This window comes from Halopenitus malekzadehii (assembly GCF_900108505.1).
Lineage (GTDB): Archaea > Halobacteriota > Halobacteria > Halobacteriales > Haloferacaceae > Halopenitus > Halopenitus malekzadehii.
In genome coordinates this window covers 34,973-55,037 of record NZ_FNWU01000008.1, presented here as the reverse complement: position 1 = coordinate 55,037, position 20,065 = coordinate 34,973, and the positions used below count along the sequence as shown (strand labels likewise).

Annotated in this window: 18 protein-coding genes; 11 read left to right on the top strand and 7 right to left on the bottom strand. The window is 67.8% G+C overall.

The features are described from left to right. Positions 1-98 precede the first annotated feature (98 nt). From BLW38_RS11505 to BLW38_RS11495, 3 genes are all read left to right on the top strand, one after another. On the top strand, positions 99-2,711 hold the full coding sequence (locus BLW38_RS11505; protein ID WP_092817371.1) for a GcvT family protein: 2,613 nt from the start codon (positions 99-101) through the stop codon (positions 2,709-2,711). A 164-nt stretch (positions 2,712-2,875) separates the two neighbouring features. Continuing rightward, the gene (locus BLW38_RS11500) at positions 2,876-3,637 is read left to right on the top strand and encodes an electron transfer flavoprotein subunit beta/FixA family protein (protein ID WP_092817370.1); all 762 of its coding nucleotides are present in this window, start codon (positions 2,876-2,878) and stop codon (positions 3,635-3,637) included. Then, a complete protein-coding gene (locus BLW38_RS11495; RefSeq protein WP_092817369.1) occupies positions 3,638-4,705 on the top strand; it encodes an electron transfer flavoprotein subunit alpha/FixB family protein in 1,068 nt (355 codons plus the stop codon). 81 nt (positions 4,706-4,786) lie between these two features. On the opposite strand, the gene BLW38_RS11490 is transcribed toward BLW38_RS11495, so the two are convergent. After that, positions 4,787-6,832 carry a BCCT family transporter gene (locus tag BLW38_RS11490; protein ID WP_092817368.1) on the bottom strand — a complete coding sequence of 682 codons (2,046 nt, stop codon included), beginning with the start codon at positions 6,830-6,832 and terminating at the stop codon, positions 4,787-4,789. 181 nt (positions 6,833-7,013) lie between these two features. On the opposite strand from BLW38_RS11490, the gene BLW38_RS11485 reads away from it, so the two are divergent. After that, a complete protein-coding gene (locus tag BLW38_RS11485) occupies positions 7,014-8,273 on the top strand; it encodes an NAD-binding protein (RefSeq protein WP_218143059.1) in 1,260 nt (419 codons plus the stop codon). Between the two features lie 304 nt (positions 8,274-8,577). Then, the gene (locus BLW38_RS11480) at positions 8,578-9,018 is read left to right on the top strand and encodes a universal stress protein (protein WP_092817366.1); all 441 of its coding nucleotides are present in this window, start codon (positions 8,578-8,580) and stop codon (positions 9,016-9,018) included. 9 nt (positions 9,019-9,027) lie between these two features. Here BLW38_RS11480 and BLW38_RS11475 read toward each other — a convergent pair whose 3' ends face one another. Further along, on the bottom strand, positions 9,028-9,231 hold the full coding sequence (locus tag BLW38_RS11475) for a hypothetical protein (protein WP_245710184.1): 204 nt from the start codon (positions 9,229-9,231) through the stop codon (positions 9,028-9,030). 72 nt (positions 9,232-9,303) lie between these two features. Next, entirely contained in the window at positions 9,304-9,747 is a 444-nt protein-coding gene (locus BLW38_RS11470; RefSeq protein ID WP_092817408.1) for a hypothetical protein, read from the bottom strand. A gap of 53 nt (positions 9,748-9,800) precedes the next feature. On the opposite strand from BLW38_RS11470, the gene BLW38_RS11465 reads away from it, so the two are divergent. Together BLW38_RS11465 and BLW38_RS11460 are read left to right on the top strand one after the other, a co-directional pair. Continuing rightward, complete coding sequence (locus tag BLW38_RS11465) at positions 9,801-10,466, top strand: hypothetical protein (protein WP_143040870.1); 666 nt, start codon at positions 9,801-9,803, stop codon at positions 10,464-10,466. Positions 10,467-10,539: 73 nt separating this feature from the next. Further along, positions 10,540-10,824 carry a hypothetical protein gene (locus BLW38_RS11460; RefSeq protein ID WP_092817363.1) on the top strand — a complete coding sequence of 95 codons (285 nt, stop codon included), beginning with the start codon at positions 10,540-10,542 and terminating at the stop codon, positions 10,822-10,824. A gap of 75 nt (positions 10,825-10,899) precedes the next feature. Here BLW38_RS11460 and BLW38_RS11455 read toward each other — a convergent pair whose 3' ends face one another. Then, positions 10,900-12,663 (bottom strand): BCCT family transporter, encoded by a 1,764-nt coding sequence (locus tag BLW38_RS11455; protein ID WP_092817362.1) that lies wholly within the window; start codon positions 12,661-12,663, stop codon positions 10,900-10,902. A 245-nt stretch (positions 12,664-12,908) separates the two neighbouring features. Beyond that, positions 12,909-14,189 (bottom strand): threonine ammonia-lyase, encoded by a 1,281-nt coding sequence (gene ilvA / locus BLW38_RS11450; RefSeq protein ID WP_092817361.1) that lies wholly within the window; start codon positions 14,187-14,189, stop codon positions 12,909-12,911. Between the two features lie 305 nt (positions 14,190-14,494). On the opposite strand from ilvA, the gene BLW38_RS11445 reads away from it, so the two are divergent. Then, positions 14,495-15,352, top strand: coding sequence for a methylenetetrahydrofolate reductase (locus BLW38_RS11445; protein WP_092817360.1), 858 nt, complete (start codon positions 14,495-14,497; stop codon positions 15,350-15,352). Positions 15,353-15,525: 173 nt separating this feature from the next. On the opposite strand, the gene BLW38_RS11440 is transcribed toward BLW38_RS11445, so the two are convergent. Next, entirely contained in the window at positions 15,526-15,720 is a 195-nt protein-coding gene (locus tag BLW38_RS11440) for a hypothetical protein (protein WP_092817359.1), read from the bottom strand. A 370-nt stretch (positions 15,721-16,090) separates the two neighbouring features. Between BLW38_RS11440 and BLW38_RS11435 the strand changes: the two genes are divergently transcribed. Continuing rightward, positions 16,091-17,446 (top strand): glycine cleavage T C-terminal barrel domain-containing protein, encoded by a 1,356-nt coding sequence (locus BLW38_RS11435; RefSeq protein WP_092817358.1) that lies wholly within the window; start codon positions 16,091-16,093, stop codon positions 17,444-17,446. A 45-nt stretch (positions 17,447-17,491) separates the two neighbouring features. Here the strand turns inward: BLW38_RS11435 and BLW38_RS11430 are convergent, their stop codons facing one another. Continuing rightward, the gene (locus BLW38_RS11430; protein WP_092817357.1) at positions 17,492-17,761 is read right to left on the bottom strand and encodes a hypothetical protein; all 270 of its coding nucleotides are present in this window, start codon (positions 17,759-17,761) and stop codon (positions 17,492-17,494) included. A gap of 215 nt (positions 17,762-17,976) precedes the next feature. Here BLW38_RS11430 and BLW38_RS11425 point away from each other — a divergent pair, with 215 nt between their 5' ends. Both BLW38_RS11425 and BLW38_RS11420 read left to right on the top strand, forming a co-directional pair. After that, positions 17,977-19,149, top strand: a complete 1,173-nt coding sequence (locus BLW38_RS11425; protein ID WP_218143058.1) for a hypothetical protein — start codon at positions 17,977-17,979, stop codon at positions 19,147-19,149. Between the two features lie 109 nt (positions 19,150-19,258). Continuing rightward, complete coding sequence (locus tag BLW38_RS11420) at positions 19,259-19,954, top strand: helix-turn-helix domain-containing protein (RefSeq protein ID WP_092817355.1); 696 nt, start codon at positions 19,259-19,261, stop codon at positions 19,952-19,954. The last annotated feature ends 111 nt before the right edge of the window (positions 19,955-20,065 follow it).

Here is a 20,065-nt window from a genome sequence, read left to right as displayed (position 1 = left end):
CGGTCGACCCATCGATACCGGTCGACCCATCGATACCGGTCGACCCATCGATATCGGTCTACGACCCACCGATCGACGATCCGGACGGGTGAGCGTCGATGAGCGAGCGCGACCTGCCCGAGAGCGCGGAGACGGTCATCCTCGGCGCCGGGATCGTCGGGAACAGCCTGTCGTATCATCTCGCCAGGTACGGCCGGGAGGACATCGTTCTCATCGACAAGGGACCGCTTCCGGATCCCGGCGGATCGACGGGCCACGCGTCGAACTTCCTGATGCCCGTCGAGCACTCCAAGGAGATGAGCCACCTCACCCGGCGCAGCATCGAGCAGTACAAGGACTTCGACACGTTCACCAACAGCGGCGGGATCGAGGTCGCTCGCACCGACGAGCGCGTCGAGGAGCTGAAACGCCGCGTCCAGTCGGCGAAGTCCTGGGGGGAGCCCGGCGAGCTGCTCACGCCCGAGGAGGTCGAGGACATGGTGCCGTACGTCAACACCGACCTCATCAAGGCCGGCTTCCACAGCCCCGGTGCGGGGACGTGTGACCCGCTTCGGGCCGGCGAGGTGATGCGGGCGCGGGCCGACGCGATCGCGGCAGGCGAGGTCGACCCGGCCGACGCCGGCGACCTCGAACCCGACGAGGACGTGATCCCCGCCGCTGAACGCAGCGGCGACGGCGGGCTTCATCTCTCGCCGAACACGGAGGTGTTCGACCTCCACGTCGAGGGCGGGAAGATCACGGCGGTCGAGACCGACCGCGGAACGATCGAGGCCGACGAGGTCGTCATCGCTGCCGGGCTCTGGAGCCCGAAGCTCGCGAAGATGGCCGGCGTCGAGATCCCGCTGACGCCCGCGGTCCACCAGATGGTGAGCGTCGGGCCGATCTCCTTCTTCGAGGATTATGAGGGGGAGATCTCCTTCCCGGTCGTCCGCGATATGGACACCCAGATGTACGAGCGTCAGCACGGCAACGACCTCGAGGTCGGCTCCTACCAGCACCGGCCGATCCTCTGGGACGTCGAGGACGTGCCGTCGATCGAGGAGTCGCCGCTGTCGCCGACCCAGCCCCCGCTCACCGACGACGCCTTCGAGCAGTCGATGGCGGACGCGCTCGAGATCGTTCCCGAGCTGCTCGACGACCCCGAGGCCGGCGTGCGCCACGAGATCGACGGCCTGCTCTCACAGACCCCGGACGGGGCGCCGCTGCTCGGGGAGTTACAGGACGTCGACGGGCTCTGGTCCGCGGCGGCGATCTGGATCAAGGAGGCACCGGCGATCGGCGAGGCGATGGCCCAACGAATGACCCGCGGCTGGACCGACATCGACATCCACGGGTCCGACGTCAACCGGTTCTACGAGTACGGTACCTCCCGCGAGTTCGTGAAGAACCGGGCCCACGAGGGGTTCCAGAAGATCTACGGGATCGTCCATCCGTCCGAGCAGTGGCAGTCCTCGCGCCCGCTCCGGACGAGCCCCTTCCACGACCGACAGGAGGACCTCGACGCCCGGTTCTTCGAGTCGGCCGGCTGGGAGCGCCCCCAGTGGTTCGAGTCGAACCGGGACCTGCTGACTCGATACAACGAGGCGCTCTCGGGGCTCACCCGTCCCAACGAGTGGGACTCGCGGTGGTGGTCGCCGATCATCCTCGCCGAGCATCTGCACATGCGTGACAAGGTCGCGATGGTCGGGGACATGGGCTTCACCATCTTCGATCTCGTCGGTCCCGGCGCGACCGAGTTCGCCGAGCGGATGGCGGTCGGCCGGATGGACGTCGACGTCGGGAAATCGGTGTACACGCCGATCCTCGCCGAGAACGGCGGCTTCGTCTCCGACCTGTCGATCGTCCGGGTCGGGGAGAACCGCTACCGGGTCATCACCGGCGGCGGGATGGGCGGTGCCGATAAGGCCTGGTTCCGGGACCACCTGCCCGAGGACGGCTCGGTCCAGCTCGTCGACCAGACCTCCTCGCTGTGTACCCTCGGCGTCTGGGGACCGGACGCCCGAAACCTGGTCGACTCGGTGGCCGAGGAGGACATGTCCCACGAGGCGTTCCCGCCCTACACCGCCCGGGAGATCACGATCGGCGAGGTCGACGCGTGGGCGCTGCGCATCTCCTACGTCGGCGAGCGCGGCTGGGAGATCTACGCGCCTAGCGAGCAGGGCGGCCGGCTCTGGGACACCCTCTGGGAGGCCGGCCAGGAGTACGACGTCCGCCCGGTCGGGATGGGCGTGTACGGAACCACCGGCCGGATGGAGAAGGGCTACCGCCTCTACGGCCACGAGCTCGAGCTCGAGTACGATCCCGCCGAGGCCGGGCTGACCTTCCACGGCGTCAAGGACGCCGACTTCATCGGCAAGGAGGCGTACGCGACGGCGATCGAGGAGGAGAACGCGGCGACGCTGTGTACCCTCTCGGTCGACGACCACCTCTCCGAGACCGGAGAACGCCGGTTCATGCTCGGCAACGAGCCCGTGCTCGACCCCGACGGCGAGGTGATCGTCGACGAGGAGGGACGCGAATCGTACGTCACCAGCGCCGGGACCGCTCCGAGCCTCGGGAAGCACCTGCTGATGGCGTACCTCCCGCCGGGGTACGCCGAGGAGGGCCAGCAGCTGTCCGTCGAGTACTTCGGGGAGCAGTATCCGGTCACCGTCGAGGTCGCCGGCAGCCGGCCGCTGTTCGACCCCGACAACGAGCGCATCCGGAGCTAGCGAAGCTGCGGGATCGGGGCAGTCCGGCCGGACGCGGTCACCCGGCTGACTGCGACCGGTCCGACCCGGCCGGATGCGATCATCCCGGCCGAGCCCCGCCTCGATCGACCGCTCCGCCGACCATCCACGGCTACCACACACGACCACCATCACACCCACCACGCATGAACACACTCGCCTGCGTCAAACGCGTGCCGGACACCGGCGCGAAGATCGTATTGACCGACGACCAGCGGGGGATCGACACGAGCACCCTCGGGTTCACGATGAGCCCGCACGAGGAGTGCGCCCTCGAGGAGGCGGTCCGGATCGCGGAGAATCGCGACGGGACCGCGACGGCGCTCACCCTCGGCCCCGAGGAGGCCGACGAACAGCTTCGGACCGCCCTGGCGATGGGGGCCGACGAGGCCACCCTGCTCGAGACCGGCGACGGGGAGTGGGGCCCGGTCGACACCGCGACCGCGATCGCCGACTACGTCGCCGAGGCGGAGACCGACTTCGACGTCCTGCTCGTCGGCAACGAGTCGGCCGACGCCGCGAACTACCAGGTCGGCACCCACCTGGCCAGCCGGCTCGACCGCCCGTTCGTGGCCGGGATCAAGTCGCTGGACGTCGAGGACGGCACCGCGATCGCCAAGCGCGAGGTGGCGGGCGGCGAGGAGGTCTACGAGGTCGACCTCCCGGCGGTGATCGCCGTCAAGGAGGGGCTCAACGAGCCGCGGTATCCCTCGATGCGCTCGAAGATGCGGGCCCGCAAACAGGAGGTCGCGTCGGCGACCCCCGAGCCCGCCGGCGCCGACTGCCTCGAGATGGTCAGGCTGGAATCCCCCGACGACGACGAGGGCGCCGCGGAGATACTCGGCGAGAGTGCCGACGCCGCCGACGACGTCCTCGAGGTGCTGCGGGACGACGTGGAGGTGCTGTAGATGGTCCTCGCGATCGTCGAGACCGACGGCGACGCCCCCACCGAGTCGTCGCTGGAGGCGGTCACGCTCGCCCGGGACGTCGCGGACCGGACCGACGAACCGCTCGAGGCGGTCGTCTTCGACGTCGCCGGTCCGGGCGAGGGCGCCGGTGCGGGCGGCGACGCCGGCGGATCGATCGGCGACGCCATCGCCGACGATCTCGGCGAGTACGGCGTGGGCGACGTTCACGTCGTTTCCCACGACCGTCTCGACGCCTACGCGCCCGAAGCGTACGCCGCGGGGGTCGAGGCGGTCGTCGCGGACCGCGATCCGGACGCGGTCGTGGCGCCCGGCAGCGACCGCGGCCAGGAGGTTCTCTCCCGGGTCGCCGCGAGCCGCGGGCAGTCGATGGCGGCCAACTGTCTGGCCGTCGAGTCCGTCGACGCGGATGCCGACGTCGGCGGCGACACGGTCGAACTCCCGGACGCGGACGGCAGCTACGCGCTCACTCGCCAGCGGTGGGGTGGCACGCTCATCGAGGAGGCGCTCCTCGGCGGCGACCCGAAGCTGCTCACCGCAGCCGAACACGAGGTCGGCTTCGAACCGGCCGCCGACCCCGCCGACCCGTCCGTCCACGCGGTCACGCCCGACCTCGCGGACGAACACCTCCGCGTGCAGGTGGACCGTTACGAGGAGTCCGACGAGGAGGGCGTCCCGCTGGGCGAAGCCCGGGTCGTCGTGAGCGGCGGCCGCGGCGTCGGCGGACCTGAGGGCTACGACGAACTCGAGGAGCTCGCCGACCTCCTCGGTGGGGCGGTCGGTGCCTCCCGCGCCGCCGTCAACGAGGGGTGGCGCCCGCACGACGACCAGGTCGGCCAGACCGGCGCGAAGATCTCGCCCACCCTCTACATCGCCTGCGGGATCAGCGGCGCGGTGCAGCACATGGTCGGCTGCAAGGGGGCCGACACCATCCTCGCGATCAACACCGACCCCGAGGCCGCGATCATCCAGAAGGCCGAGTACGCCGTCATCGCCGACCTCCACGAGGTCGTGCCGGCGCTCAACGAGGCGATCCGCGACGCGCAGTGACCACAGAGGCCGCAGTGACCGCGATCGATTTCCCGATCACCGTCCGGCGATCCGGACTCGTTCGGGAGTGCTGATCGCGGATCACTCTCGGTCGGACCGGTTACCCGCAGCGCTTTCGTCGTCGATTCTCGCGTTCGTCCTGCGGTTCTCCGTGTTCGTCCCGCCGTTCTCCGCGTCCTCCATCCCGTCCTCGGTCCCGTCGCTCGCCGGGTCCGATCGATCGCGTCCGGCGGGTCCGGACGACCCCATATCGTGCAGATCCGGCCGTTCCGGGACGAGCGTGATCTCCCGGCGCTCGAGTGCGTGGCGAAGCTCGCCGACCACCGACCGGTGGCCGCGCTCGTCGCGGCGGAACGTCGCCGCCAGGCCCCCCATCGCGGCGACCGCGAGGACCGCGACGGGAGCGCCCGCCAGCACCGCAACGTCCTGCAGCGCCTGGGCGTTGCCGAGCAGGAGGACCGCAGCGGCGACGACGCCCTGGATGACCCCCCACAGGACGATGCTCCCGGTCGTGGGCGCGTGCCCCCGCTTCGTCGCGAGCACCGAGACGACGAGCGTGGAGACCGCGGCCGAGGTCGCGATGAAGACAACGATCAGCGCCAAAAACGCCAACAGCAGCAGCCGGCTCATCGGGAGCGCGGCAAGGATGGGGAACCCGGCGACCGCCTCGGAGCCGCCGTAGGCATCGACGGCGTTGAGGACGTTCGCACGCCCGGCGTGCTGGAGCGCGAGGGTGGTACCACCCATCACGAGGAACCAGGTCATCGAGGCGAGCGCGGTCGCGCCGACCGCGGTGACGGTGACCGTTCGCACCGTCCGCCCCCGCGAGACGGCCGCGAGGAAGAGGCCGGCGAAGGGGGCCCACGAGAACCACCATGCCCAGTTCCAGACCGTCCAGTCGACGACCCAGCCGCCGTCCCGAAACAGGCTCAACGGGACGAACTCGACGACGTAGATCCCGAGCGCACGGCCGCCCCGTTCGAGCACGAACGACCGGGGTCCCACCGCCAGGAGCACGAGGACGAACGCGGCGAAGAGGGCGATCGTTACTCCCGAGAGCCGACGGATCCCGCGGTGCACGCCGGTCGCGGCCGCGATCACGGCGGTCGCGGTCAGCCCGACGACCAGCGCGATCGGACCGAACGCGCCCGTGATGACGTCCCACTGGTACTCGATCCCGACCAGGAACTGTCGGCCGACGAACGCGATCGACGTGCCGACGCCGCCGACGGTGGCGAAGACGGCGAGGACGTCGACGGCGCGGGCCCACCACGAGTCGAGCCGGTCGAGCCCCACGAACGGCGCGAGAACCGTGGAGACGCGCAGCGGCGCGCCCCGGTCGTGGACGAAGTACGCGATCGGGAGCCCGACCACGAGGTAGGTGCTCCAGGCCGAAACGCCCCAGTGGAACAGCGCGTACGCGAGCGCGCCGTCGATGGCCGCGGCCGACCGCGGCGCCGCGTCGAAGTACGGCGGCGGCGTCCGGTAGTGGAACAGCGACTCGGCGGGGCCCCAGAAGACGATTCCGGCCGCGATCCCCGCGGCGAAAAACAGCGCGAAGTACGTCGGATAGGTGTAGGAGGGCTCGGCGTCGGCGCCCCCGAGCCGAACGCTCCCCCAGGGCCCGACGACGAGAGCCGCACAGAACAGGACGGACAGAAAGACCGTCGCGAGAAAGAGCCACGCCAGGTCCGTGAACACGAACCCGGTCACGGCCTCGACCGCCGCGCCGGTCGCGTTCGGGGCCCCGATCCAGGCCAGAAAGAAGGCGAGCGTCCCGATGATCGGGACCCAAAAGACGATCCGGTCCTGTCGCTCGACGAACGGGAGGACGACCGGGCGGAACCGGCCGTGGCGGATGTACAGAAGCCGACGCACGGTGGGGTCCTGCGCGGCGGCGGCGTCCGCTCCCGGGGCGTCGTCGGCCCGCGCCGGCAGCAGCGCGAGCCAGGAGAGGCCGGTCCCGAAGAAGACCAACGCGACGACGACCCAGCCCCGACCGGACACCACCGATCCGACGACCCACGGGAAGAAGAACCCGGAGACCACGACGATCCCCGAGAGCACGAAGACGGGGACCAGCGTCGCCCGGAGGGCACGCTCGACGAGAGTGTCCCTCGTTGACATAGTACAATGTATGCGGCCCGCGGTAAAGGCGTATCGTCAGTACCGGTCGCGCCTCGTCGGCTCCAGTCGTGTCTCACCGGCGTCGGCGACGGAACCGGTGCCGATGTCGGAAGCCGAACGACCGAATGAGGTTGTCAATTTGTGGCATACCCTTTTATCCCGAACGCCCGTATCGCCGTTCGTGTCGGGTGACCAACGCGATCGACGGCCCGAGCCCGCGGTCGACGAGCTGTTCGAGCATCCCGAGCGGGTCCGGCTGGTCGAGTGGGCGGCCGCCTCGGGCCCGAAGACGTCGGTCGTGTTGTCGGCGGCGGTCGCGGTCCTCGCCTTCATCACCGGCCTGTCGGACCTGAGCGCGACGACGGTCACCCTGGCGGGACCGCTCGGCGGCCTCTTCCCCGGCGCGACCGGGCTCGTCCGGCTCTACGGCGTCTTCTTCGCCTTCCTGATCGGGGCCGTGACCGTCGGGCTCCGGCGGCGCCTCCGGCTCGCGTGGTACGGTGCGGTCCTCGCGCTCCCGCTCGCGGCGTTGTTGCCGCTGTTGACGGCCGACCCCACCGACGTCCCGCTGTTCGCGGCGGCCACGGTCGCGGTCGGTCACGTGCTCGTGAACCGCGAGGAGTTCGACCGGGCGCTCGATCTCACCGCGTTCCAGACCGCGGCGCTGGTTGCGTTCCTGGCCGTCCAGATCTACGGCACCGTCGGGACCTACGCGTTGCGCGAGGAGTTCGTGGGCGTCGAGTCGACCACCGACGCCGTCTACTACATCGTCGTCACCGGAACCACCGTCGGCTACGGCGACGCGACGCCGACGACGCAGCTCACCAAGCTGTTCACGCTGTCGGTCATCGTGCTCGGGACCGGCTCGTTCACCGTCGCGACGGGATCGCTGCTCATTCCGGCGATCGAATCGCGGATATCGAGCGCATTCGGAAACATGAACGCATCCGAACTCTCGCTGCTCGAGGACCACGTGCTGGTCCTCGGCCACGGCGACGTCACCGAACCGCTCCTGGAGGAACTGCACGGCACGACCGACCTCGTGGTGGTGACGGCCGACACGGAGACGGCCGCCGGGCTCCGCGAGAACGGGATCAACGTGGTGACCGCGGACCCGACCGATGCCGAGGCGCTCCGCGGCGCCCGGATCGCCGACGCCGCCGGCGTCGTCGTCGCCACGGAGGACGACGCCAGCGACGTGTTGGCCGTCCTCGCGGCCCGACAGGCGAATCCCGACGTTCGGATCGTTGCGGCGGCGACCGACCGCCGACACGTCGACAAGCTCGAGAACGTGGGAGCCGACCGCGTCATTACGCCGACCGTCATCGGCGGTCGGCTACTCGGTCGGGCGGTGATCGGCGGGGACGCCGACCCGGTTGCGGACCTCCTCGCCGACGCGGCCGGAGCCGAGACCGCAGCGAACCCCGACGACGAGGCGTGACGCCGGTGACGAAAGCCGACGCTGTCGACGATACGTGACGCCGGTGACGGAAACGGACGGCCGGGCCCTCGCCGCGTCCGCCGTCTCCATCCACAACGTGTCGATCTACAGTTATTTTCTGTTTCGGGATGAAACGTGTGCGGCGGCGCCCACGTGATGAGAGCGCCCTGCAGTCCCCGAGTCCGATCGGTTCGGCGACGTACCCGATCGATCCGAGGTTCGGCGACCGCCGAGGATCCGCCCATAACCGCGTCCGCCCAAAGTTATTTTTACGTGATATGAGTATCGGTAACGAGGGACGAGTATGTACGACACCATCCTGATCCCCTACGACGGGAGCGACGAAGCGCGGCGTGGCGCCGAACACGGAATCGAACTCGCGGCCGCCCTCGGGGCGTCGGTCCACGCGCTGTACGTGGTCGACCTGCCGGGCGCGCCGCGAACGGTCTACATCCGCGACGATGAGGAGCAGATCCGCGAGGAACACCGGGACTACGGCGAGCGGGTGACCGAGGAGCTATGCGGGATGGCCGGCGAGCAGGGCGTCGAGTGCACCACCGCCATCCGGACCGGATCGCCCGCGGAGGAGATCGTCGACTACGCGGAGGAGAACGGGATGGACGTCATCGTTCTCGGGAGCGCGTACCAGGGCAAGTTCCGAGCGATACTCGGCGGCACCTCGGACAAGGTCGTCCGCACCTCCTCGGTGCCGGTGATAACCGACCGGATGTCCGTCGAGGACTGAGGCTGCCGGTCACTCCTCGGCGTTCCGGTCGGCGACCCGGTTCTCCCGGAGATAGATCACCAGGCTCGCGGCCAGAAAACTCATCCCGGCGGCGGTCAGGCGGTCCGTGGACATCGCGATCAGCGCGACCGCGAACAGGCCGACTGCCAACGCCGCAAGTGCGATCGCGACCGGGTCGCCAGTGGTGGTGATCTCCATCGTCGTTCGTTCCACCAACGACGCCCGACCCCGAATACGTTTCCCCCGCGGGCCGGCCGCCTCGGATACGCCTCCTCCGCGGGCCGATCAGTACGAGTGTCTGAACTCCCAGTGGTACCGACAGGCGTCACAGGTCGCCCACTCGGGGAACCCGAACCGCTCCGGATGTCGCGTTCCGTGTCGCATCTCGGTGCGACAAACCGGACACTCGAACGCGATCAGCTCGAGATCGTCGAACTCGTTACCGTCGAACGTCGCGCGACACCGCGGACAGTCGATGGTGTCGTGGGCGTGTCGCTGGTAAATCTCGCTGTCACACTGGGGGCACGCGAGCGTCGCTGGCGGTCGGTTGCGCCATCCCACAGATCCGTCGATGGTCGTAGTCGCGGTGTCGACGCTCGAGAGCCGGAACTTGTTTGGTCCCTCGCCGCGGCGCAGCGGCGCGACCAGTCGGTTTCCGACCCGTTTTAAGCCGGCGAGGAGGGCGTGTAGCGCGCCCGTCACGTGGTACCGTTCAACGTACACGGGCATAAATCGCTCGTCGAGCCGACAGCTTTTCGACCCCGACTCCCCACGCACGCGGTATGCGTTCACCCCACGCGGCGGTATCCCACGTGGCGCGAGCGGTCGGCGTCCTGATCGCGCTCGCGACTGTGCCGAGCGTCGCCGCCGCACGACCGATCACGCCGGCGGGGACCGATCCCTCGACGGTCGCTCCGGCGACGATCGCCCCGGCGCTCGGTGATCCTTCGACGCCGGTCATCAGGGCCGCCGTGTCGTTCCTCCTGGTCGTGGCGTTCGGTGGAGGGATCATCGTTCGTCGCCGCGACCTCGTCGATCGGGCGATCGAGGACACGATGGCCCGGCCGGCAGCCGCGGTTCCGTACGGGCTGGCGGCGTACGGTCTCGCCGCGTTCGCGGGTTTATACGCCAACGACCTCCTGACGCGGGTCGGACTCGCCGGCCCGCCGATGGGATACCTTGCCGCCGCCGTTCTCGTCGCCGGACTCTCGTTTTTGGGTGGTCTCGGGTTCCTGGTCGTCGGGACGATCGTGACTGACCTGTTCGGCGGTCGGCGCACTCGCAGCGGACTGCTGGTCGGCGCGACGCTCAGCGCGGTCGGCTGGCTGGTCCTCCCGACCGTGGGCGCCGCGCTCGTCTGGGTTGCGATCGCGTCCGTCGGCGTCGGCGGTCGAACCCGAACCTGGATCCACAGCTCGCGGACGGTCCCCGCCGACATCGAGGGGTGAGTCCCGAGTCGCGGCGCCGACCCGGCCGGCACCCCCCGAACCATACTTCACGATCGCCGCCGTGGATCCGGATATGCGAGGCGCGACGATCCAGATCGACGGCGGGATCCTCGAGTGGGCCGGACAGGCGGCCGCGCTCGCCGGCACGCTGCTTTTGATCCTGTTCCTCGTGGCGCTCGGCGGGATCGCGTACAAACACCTGCGTGGCGGCGGGATCGAGTGGCCCGACGATCGCACCGGCGACGAGGCCGGTGAGTTGGGTGCTGGCGCCGGCGGCGAGCGTAGCCCGGAGGACGACGAGGATGATGGCACGACGCTGCGGCGCGGGAGCGAGGACGACGAGTGGAAGTACTACTGACGTGTCGGGAGTCGATCAAAAAAAGAGGCAGTTCGCGAGCGAGACGGTCCGGGGGACGGAGCGACGTGAGACTGCTCAGTCACCCCCCACGGCCTCGTCGTCCTCGGCCGAGATGTCGGTCACCATCTGGTCGCCGGTCGTGACGACGTCCACGTTCTCGTCGTCGGTGAGCTCCTCGATCGTCTCGGCGAACTCCTCGGACTCGAGGATCTCGTACTCATTGCTGAGCCCGAGATAGACCGTGTAACACATCAGACAGAGGATGAACGCGAACGGCAGGCCGGTCGTGATCGCCGCCGTCTGCAGCGCGTTCAGGCCGCCGCCCCACAGCAGGATCGCGGCGACGAGACCCTCGGTGATCGCCCAGAAGATGCGCTGGGCGCGCGGCACGTCGTGTTTGCCGCCGGAGGTCAGGTGGTCGATGACCAGCGACCCGGAGTCCGAGGACGTCACGAAGAACGTTATCACGAGCAGCGTCGCGAGGATCCCCGTGACTGCGCCAAGCGGGAACTGCTCCAGCATCGCGAACATCGCGACCGTCTGGCCGAGCTCATTGTAGGTCGCCATCGCCGCGCCGCTGCCCTCAAGAGTGTTGAACAGCGCGCTCCCGCCGAAGGTCGACAGCCAGAGCGTCGAGAACAGCGCCGGCAGGAACAGGACGCCGAGGACGAACTCCCGGACGGTTCGCCCCCGCGAAATGCGCGCGATGAACATTCCCACGAACGGCGACCACGCGATCCACCAGCCCCAGTAGAAGACGGTCCACGCGGTGACCGTCGAGGCGCCCTCGCCGAGCGTGCCGGTGAAGAAGCTGAGCGCCAGGATGTTTCCGAAGTAGGCGCCGAGCCCCTCGACCCACGTCCCGAAGATGTAGACGGTGGGACCGACGATCAGCAGGAACCCGAGCAGGGCGAACATCAGATAGAGGTTAAGCGTGCTCAGCCGCTTGACGCCGCCGTCGAGCCCCGCGGCGACCGACAGCGTCGCGATCCCGGTGATGACCGCGATGAGCGCGATCTGCGGGATCGTTCCCGTCGGGATGGCGAACAGTCCGAGCATATCGCCCCCGACGTAGGACAGCCCCGTGTTGACCTGTGCCACGCCGAGCCCGAGCGAGGTCGCAAGGCCGAACAGCGTCGCGAACACCGTCACGAGGTCGATGACGTGGCCGGGCCAACCGTAGATCCGGTCGCCGAGCAACGGCCAGAAGATCGATCGGAACGTCAGCGGGAGTCCGCGGTTGAACGAGAAGAACGCCAGCCCGAGGCCGACGAGTCCGTAGATCGCCCACGGGTGGAATCCCCAGTGGAAGAACGTCTGGGCCATCGCGGCCGAGGCGGCCGCTCCGGTTTCGGCCTCGACGCCGAAGAAGCCGGGCACCGTCTGGAGGTAATACAGCGGCTCGGAAACGCTGAAGAACATCAGGCCGATCCCCATTCCGGCGCTGAACAGCATCGCCATCCAGGAGAAGTCGCTGAACTCCTTTTCGGCCTCGACGCCGCCGATCTTGATTTTTCCGTACTTGCTGAACGCGAAGAACAGCAGCACGGCGATGAAGACGTTCACCGCAAGCAGGTAGAACCAGCCGAAGTTCTCCCCGATGAAGTTGAACAGCCACGTGTACGCGGCCGAAGCCTGCTCGCCGAGTCCGACCGTCAATACGATGAACGCGGCGATGATCAACAGCGCGACCGGGAACACGATCGGGTGAATATCGAACCCGAGTTTCTGGATGTTGGTGTCACCGGGCTCCCGGTCGGAGTCCGGATGGAACAACTCCACCTGCAGCCCGTCGGACATCTCGCCGACGGCCTCCTCCTCCTCCTCGCCGTCGCTCATACGCTCACCCCCAAACGGGCGGTTTCGAGGGCGTTCGACGCACGATACCTCACTCCGTTCGGTGACGCGCCCGCCGGAGCCTCCGTGTTGATAGGTACCATATGACAGCGCCTCGATGAATATACGTACAGTATCCTTAATAAACGTTCATCCGCAATTATGGCGGTCTTTAAATACGCACCGCCGAGCGGCTCGGCTGCTGCCGTCGTTTCACTCACGCCGGGGACCGAAAAACGGCGGCGAACTCACTCACGTTCGGCGTCCGTGGCGAGCACGGTGACGTCGGGGTGGTTGATGACGTCGACCGGGTAGCCGCTGTCGGCGATCGCGTCGACGATCCGGCGGGCGTGCTGGGCGCCGCTGGTTTCCACCTGGAAGATGAGGTAGGCCTCGCCGACGTCGAGGTCCTCGAGCGCACGGTCGTGTCGCACCGTCTGGATGTTCGCGTCGTGGTCGGCGATCAGGCTGGAGATCTCGGCCATCTTGCCGGGTCGATCCTCGATGTGGACCCGCACCCGGAGGATCTGTCGGCGTCGCGTCAGCGCGTGGACCAGGACGGTCCGCAGCATCGTCATATCGAGGTTGCCGCCGCACAGCAGCGGCACCACCGTCTCGCCGGCGACGTCGAGGTCGTCGCTCCGGATCGCCGCGACCGAGGCCGCGCCGGCGCCCTCGACCACCTGTTTGGCCCGCTCCATCAACAGCAGGATCGCGTCCGCGATCTCGCCGTTCGTCACCGTAACGATCTCGTCGACGTGGCGCTCGATGATCGACAGCGTCAGCTCCGAGATCCCGCCCGTCGCGATCCCGTCGGCGATCGTGTCGACCGACTCGAGGGTCTGGGGGATTCCCTTCTCGAGGCTGGCGGGGACCGTGGCGGCGCCCGTGGCCTGCACGCCGACGACGCGCGTCTCGGGACTCAACTCCGCGACGGCGGTGGCGATCCCCGAGATCAGCCCGCCGCCGCCGATCGGGACGACGATCGTGTCGGCGTCGGGGACGTTCTCGCACATCTCGACGCCGAGGGTCCCCTGGCCGGCAACGATCTCCGGGTCGTCGAACGCGTGGACGAACTCGGCGTCGGTCTCGGTCACGAGCTCCTGGGCGTACGCCATCGCCGCCTGGAAGTCCTGCCCGACCAGCTCGACGCTCGCGCCGTACCCACGGGTTGCGTCCACCTTCGTCTGCGGTGCCGTCGTCGGCATCACGATCGTGGCATCCACACCGAGGGTCGTGGCCGCGAGCGCAACGCCCTGCGCGTGGTTACCCGCGCTCGCGGCCACGACGTGGTCCGGGTCCCCCGTTTCGAGGCTTGCGCGGATCTTGTTGTACGCGCCGCGCGTCTTGAACGATCCCGTCCACTGGAGATGCTCGAGCTTCAGCATCACCCGATCCGCACCGGTCATCCCCTCCAACGCGGTGCTGCGCTCCACGGGCGTGGGCTTGACGACCGTCGGGTCGTCGATCCGCTCGGCTGCCGCCTCGACGTCCGCGAACGTGACCGTCTCGGTCCCGGCGTCGGTCACGGGCGATCACCGATCGATCTCCGTCGTGGGACCTTCGATCGGCCGGTCCATTGAGTCGTGTAAACAGTGTACATTGTCCGTCCGAAAGACGGGGTTCCGACCGCCATCAAGATGACGCCGATCATCGCAAGCGGTGTCGTGGCGCTCGATCGGACCATCTCGTCCACATCACGTCAGATTCCCGTGAGGTGTTGTCGACGAGCCGGCCGACTCCACGGCCGGGAAAGACCTAATGACGGTGTCGACCCTTGTCATACCCAGTCGGTTCGATGCGCCGTGCCGGGAACCGGCCCCGAGAATCCACAATGTCACTCGAGACACCTTCGACGACGAACGACGGGGCGGCGACGCTGCTCGCCGATCCCCGATTCGAGCTGATGCCGTTCGACAGCTTCGGCGAACAGATGGGCCACCTCCCCGATGGGGCAGCGATCGCGGTCACGACGTCGCCGACGCTCGGGATCGACGCCACCGTCGAGTGGACCGAAACCGCAAGCGAGGCGGGCTACGAGGTCATCCCGCACGTCGCAGCCCGGTACGTCCGGGACCGGGACCACCTGGATGCGATCGCCGGGCGGCTCCGGGAGGCCGGCGTCACCGACGTCTTCGTCCCCGGCGGTGATCGGGAGGAGCCCGCGGGCGAGTTCGAGTCCGCCCACGACCTGCTCGTGGCGCTCGAGGACCTCGAGTACGAGTTCGAGGAGGTCGGCATCACCGGCTATCCGGAGGGCCACGACTTCCTGAGCGAGGAGACCCTCGCCGAGGCGATGGAGCGGAAGGAACCGTACGCCAGCTACCTCGTCACGCAGCTGTGTTACGACCCCGAGACGATCCTCGAGTGGATCGACACGGTCCGTGACCGCGGCGTCGACCTACCCGTCGAGGTCGGCATTCCCGGCGTGATGAACTACCAGCGACTGCTCGGCATCTCCAAGAAGGTCGGCGTCGGCGATTCGGTCCGGTTCCTCCGGAAGACCAGCGGCGTCCTCGGGTTTATTAAGGAACTCGTCGGCTCGCGCGGCCAGTACGCCCCCGACGAGCTGATCGACGGGCTCGCACCACACGCCGCCGATCCGCACTACGACATCCGCGGCGTCCACATCTATACGTTCAATCAGGTGCCGGACACCGAATCCTGGCGGCTCGGTCGGCTCGAGAACTGAAGAGTTCGACGTCGCGTGAATCGTCGTCGTGAACCCGGACATCGCACTCCATTACGTCGACAATCAACTACCTCGACAATCAACTACCTCGACAATCAACTACCTCGACAATCAACTACCTCGACAATCAACTACTTCGTGATCCTCGACGATCGGTTCGTGGCGCTACGTGACTACTTCCGCCGGTAGACCACACGGAGACCGCCACGACGGCGGAACAGCCGCGTCAGGAACCGCTCGAGGCGACCCGGCTCGGTCGACGGCTGCGGGGACCCCGGCAGGTAGTTCTCGAAGTCAACGGATCCGTCGGTTCGCGATGCGTCGTCGTGGGAGCCGGAATCGCTTCCGGTCGTGGACTGGTTCGTCATACCCGTTCCTTCGAACCCAACCCGTGAAAGGATTCCGAAATCGACCGTAGCGGGTGGTATACTGCCTCATACCGTCGATAGGGATGTGATCGGATCGGTCCCGGTGACAGTGCAGTCCGCGACGATCCCGGCGACGGTTGAATCGCGTTGGATCCGAATCCACAAACCATATTTGTTTTGATATATAGTGGTTCCCGAACCCACACCAGTGCGATCGGTTCGAACCGTGTTGATGTCCCGATTCGCGCATATTCGTGCGATATAGGCCCTCTATGTCGACAATATCTGATCGAACCCGATCCCGGACTCGTTCGGATCTCGAAAGTGACGCCTTTCTTTTATAGTGGTTGGGTGAGGATACCAAGTACCGATGTCGAAAGACGACCATCCGAACCATCCGAGCGTCGACCAGTCCGATCGCGTCCTTCCCAGGAACCTCCGACAGACGGGTGATCCGGGCATCGAGATGCTCGTGTCCACGCGCGTCCGCAAGTCGCCCTTCTTCCACAAGTCGTTCAACGAGGAGGGCGCCTGGCGATGTACGGTCTACAACCGGATCTATCACCCCCGCGGACTCGTCGATCCCGAGGACGGCGGCGCGATGGCCGAGTACGAGGCGCTGACGAACAGCGTCACCCTCTGGGACGTCGCCGTCGAGCGTCAGATCCGGGTCAAAGGGCCCGACGCCGAGGCCCTGACCGACTACCTCATCACGCGCGACGCCACCGACATCGAATCGATGCACGGCCGGTACGTCATCCTCTGTAACGAGGACGGCGGGATCCTCAACGACCCCGTCCTGCTGCGGGTCGCCGAGGACGAGTTCTGGTTCTCCATCTCTGACTCCACGCTGATGCAGTGGATCCAGGGTGTCAACGTGGGGATGGACTTCGACGTCGAGGTCGACGAGATCGACGTCGCGCCGATGCAGATCCAGGGACCGCTCTCGGAGGACGTGCTTGTCGAGGTGGTCGGCGATGAGGTCTCGGAGATCCCCTACTACGGCCTGATGGAGGCGGAGATCAACGGCGCGGACGTGCTGGTGAGCCAGACCGGCTTCTCCGGCGAGAAGGGCTTCGAGATCTACGTCAAGGACGCGACCAAACACGCCGAGCGCGTCTGGGACCCGGTCCTCGACACCGTCAAGGACCACGGCGGGATGCAGATCGCGCCGGGCCACCATCGACGGATCGCGGCCGGCATCCTCTCGTGGGGCCAGGACATGGATCACGAGACCTCGCCGTTCCAGGTCAACCTCGGGTACCACGTCCCCGATGACAAGGAGGGCGAGTACATCGGCAAGGAGGCGCTGGAGCAACAGAAGGCACGGATCGAGGACGGCGAATATCCGTTCAACCACAAGCTCGTCGGGCTGAAGCTGGCCGGCGAGCCGATCCGCGATTACGCATCCGACTTCTGGCTGATCTCCGATCCCGAGACGGGCGAGGAGTGCGGCTACGTCACCTCGCCGTGGTGGAGTCCGGACCTCGAGACCAACATCGCGCTCGGGTTCGTCCCCGCCGAGAAGCTCGAGGCGCCGCTCGACGACCGCGTCTACGACGCCGACCTCGACACCGAGTTCCGCGTCCACCTCCCCGACGAGTACGCCGAGGAGCCCGGCGAGTCGGTGTTTGCGACCGTCGCGAAGGTTCCCTTCAAGGAGTCGGTCAACCCGAGCGCCCGCGAGCAGGCCAAGCTGAGCGCCAAGCAGGAGGCCGAGGAGTAGGATCAGCTCCAGTACGCTCAGTGCGGGCCCAGCCCCAGTGCGGGCTCAGCCCCGTCGGCGGCCGCGCTCACGGTGGACCGGCCGGAGATCGGTGGCGTCCTTGTCGTAGCCGAGCCAGACGCTCAACGCGGACGCCACGAACACGAGATACACCGGGAAGCAGGCCACCAAGAGGAAGCCGACGAGGAGCAGCGAGGCCTCGCCCGCCGCGTAGAGGCTGGCCATCGCGACCACGCCGAGGAGGGCGGCCGCGATGAGTCCCAACCGGAACGCGTGGGCGGCGTCCGGACCCGGCGTGGTCTTCACCCGTTCCATTGCGTTACGGTCCGTAGCGCGGGAATAAAACGGTATCACTTCGCCGGTTCCACTGCTGCGTGTCACCGAGTGACGACATATCGCGGACCGCCAGTCCACACTCCCGCGACGTCGCCAGCCCATCACACACGACGCCGCCGCGGCGGATCCGCCCGACGGCGACCGTCTTAAAAACCTTCATAATTCATCGTGTGTCTTCATGCGGTCGTGGATCGATGGATCGATGTATTATGGGCATCGGTAACCGACTCCAGGATCTGGGCCGGTTCCTCGACGAGTGTGAGCGTCGCGGCGAGGCCGTCGACGACGTCGACGTGGCGGCGATCACCGGCGTCGAGGCGGACCGGCTCACGGCGGACCTCGAAGTGACGCTATCGATCGATACGACCGCGGACCGGACCGCCCTTCGGGACCCGCAGGTCGGCCCCGACGGAACCGTGCGGTTCGCGCTCCCGTCGACGGCCGGTCTGATGCCCGCAGCCGACCACGACGTCGCCGCGCGTCCGACCGGCGCCGACCTCGACGTGGACGGGACGGTCACGGTGACGTTCGCGGCGACGGTTCCGGCGGACGAGGCGAGGGCCGACGGAACCGGCCCGGACGTGGAAGCGGACGCTGGCGCCGAGATCGACGGCGACGCTGACGCGGAACCGTCGACGGCGACGTCGACCGGCAACGATCATCCGACGCCAAGCGATGCCCGAACGGAACCGGATAGTCGCGAGACGACGGCCGCGTTTACCTCCGACCGCGACGTGCCGCCGTTTAAGGATCCCGACCTGCTGGCGGAGGTTTACGAGGCCTGTGAGACGTTCGCCGAGATGGCCGCTGCCCTGGAGATGGACGTCACCGGCGAGACGGTCCGTCGGTACATGATCGACTACGACATTCACGAACCGAACACCTACCGGACCGGCAATACGACGGACGACGCCGACGACCGACAGGACGACCCGGAATCGTCGATCGATCCGTCGACGCCGACCGACCGCCCCGCAGCGAAACCTGACGGACCCGCAGCGAAACCCGAGAGCGAGGGACCCGCGTCAAAGCCTGACCGGCCCGCGTCGGAGACCGAGTCCCGCGACGCCGGTCACCCGGCTCCATCTCCCGACGGTACCGACGTCGACCAGCCCGTCGTCCTCTCGGACGGGATCGGTCTCCCGGAGGACGTGACCGTCGACGCGCTCATCGAGACGGTGATGCAGTCGAACACGATCTACGAGGTCAAACGTGACGTCGACGTCGACCGGGAGGACGCCCTCGAGCTGCTCAAGGAGCTGAACCTCCTGGAGTTCGTCGTCGGCCAACTCGCGACCGAGGGGGAACGCGAGACGACCCACGAGGACATCATCGCGTGCCTGCGTGAATCCCCGGCCGCACGGTGACTCGCCGTCGGCTGGTCTCCGCTCCTCCGGTCGCAGGAACCGATCGGCATCGGTACTGCCGGTGGTATTTTGCCGGACGAGTGCGTTCCTCCGATCGGACACTCCGTCGATGACCACCTTCGCCGAGGTACGGTTCGCCCACGAGGACGGCGCGCTCGCGGACACCTTCGCGTCGACCCCGGATATGGACGTTCGCATCCTCCCCGAAACGAGCACGGATCCCGAACGCGAGATCTACGTGCTGAAGTGTGACGCCGTGGCTCCCGACGTGGTCGCCGAGACCCTCGAGCGTGACCGCACGGTCGAGACGGTGCACCCGATGCCCGAGTTCGACCGGCGAAACCTCTGGGGCGTCACCTTCGCGGAGACCGCGGTTCTGCTCGGGCCACAGGTCACGCGCCACGGCGGGTTCGTGATCGACGCCCGAAGCGCAGCGTCGGGACTCGAGACCACGCCGCGAGGATGGCACGAGCAGTGGCTGCTGCCCGACCGGGAGGCCCTTCACGACGTCTGGGAGCACGCCCGCGAGGCGGGCTTCAGCTTCGAGGTCGTCGACGTCCGGCAGCTTCCGGGAGCCGACGCGGAGTATCCGGTCCGTGATGCGCTCACGGAGAAACAGCGGGAGGCGCTCGTCGTCGCGTACGAACTCGGGTACTTCGCGGACCCTCGCGAGGCCTCCCTGGCTGACGTCGCCGCGGAACTCGGTTACTCCGCCTCGGCGGTCGGCGGTCGCCTCAAACGCGGGATCCGCGCACTGATCGAGCGGACGCTCCTCGTCGATCGTTCGGATCGACCGCACCGGTGACGCGAAACCGCTGAACCGGATCGTCCCTCGAGTTCTCCCCGTGCGGTTCCGGCTCGTGTTCGGGCCGTTCCGGGCAAACGTTTTATGTCGGATCGACGAAGGGGACGCATC

What these genes read in the sequence shown, in the direction of transcription:
- BLW38_RS11505 (WP_092817371.1), top strand. Translation starts at nt 99, where the DNA reads ATGAGCGAGCGCGACCTGCCCGAGAGCGCGGAGACGGTCATCCTCGGC.
- BLW38_RS11500 (WP_092817370.1), top strand. Translation starts at nt 2,876, where the DNA reads ATGAACACACTCGCCTGCGTCAAACGCGTGCCGGACACCGGCGCGAAG.
- BLW38_RS11495 (WP_092817369.1), top strand. Translation starts at nt 3,638, where the DNA reads ATGGTCCTCGCGATCGTCGAGACCGACGGCGACGCCCCCACCGAGTCG.
- BLW38_RS11490 (WP_092817368.1), bottom strand. Translation starts at nt 6,832, where the DNA reads ATGTCAACGAGGGACACTCTCGTCGAGCGTGCCCTCCGGGCGACGCTG.
- BLW38_RS11480 (WP_092817366.1), top strand. Translation starts at nt 8,578, where the DNA reads ATGTACGACACCATCCTGATCCCCTACGACGGGAGCGACGAAGCGCGG.
- BLW38_RS11470 (WP_092817408.1), bottom strand. Translation starts at nt 9,747, where the DNA reads ATGCCCGTGTACGTTGAACGGTACCACGTGACGGGCGCGCTACACGCC.
- BLW38_RS11465 (WP_143040870.1), top strand. Translation starts at nt 9,801, where the DNA reads ATGCGTTCACCCCACGCGGCGGTATCCCACGTGGCGCGAGCGGTCGGC.
- BLW38_RS11460 (WP_092817363.1), top strand. Translation starts at nt 10,540, where the DNA reads ATGCGAGGCGCGACGATCCAGATCGACGGCGGGATCCTCGAGTGGGCC.
- BLW38_RS11455 (WP_092817362.1), bottom strand. Translation starts at nt 12,663, where the DNA reads ATGAGCGACGGCGAGGAGGAGGAGGAGGCCGTCGGCGAGATGTCCGAC.
- BLW38_RS11445 (WP_092817360.1), top strand. Translation starts at nt 14,495, where the DNA reads ATGTCACTCGAGACACCTTCGACGACGAACGACGGGGCGGCGACGCTG.
- BLW38_RS11440 (WP_092817359.1), bottom strand. Translation starts at nt 15,720, where the DNA reads ATGACGAACCAGTCCACGACCGGAAGCGATTCCGGCTCCCACGACGAC.
- BLW38_RS11435 (WP_092817358.1), top strand. Translation starts at nt 16,091, where the DNA reads ATGTCGAAAGACGACCATCCGAACCATCCGAGCGTCGACCAGTCCGAT.
- BLW38_RS11430 (WP_092817357.1), bottom strand. Translation starts at nt 17,761, where the DNA reads ATGGAACGGGTGAAGACCACGCCGGGTCCGGACGCCGCCCACGCGTTC.
- BLW38_RS11425 (WP_218143058.1), top strand. Translation starts at nt 17,977, where the DNA reads ATGGATCGATGTATTATGGGCATCGGTAACCGACTCCAGGATCTGGGC.
- BLW38_RS11420 (WP_092817355.1), top strand. Translation starts at nt 19,259, where the DNA reads ATGACCACCTTCGCCGAGGTACGGTTCGCCCACGAGGACGGCGCGCTC.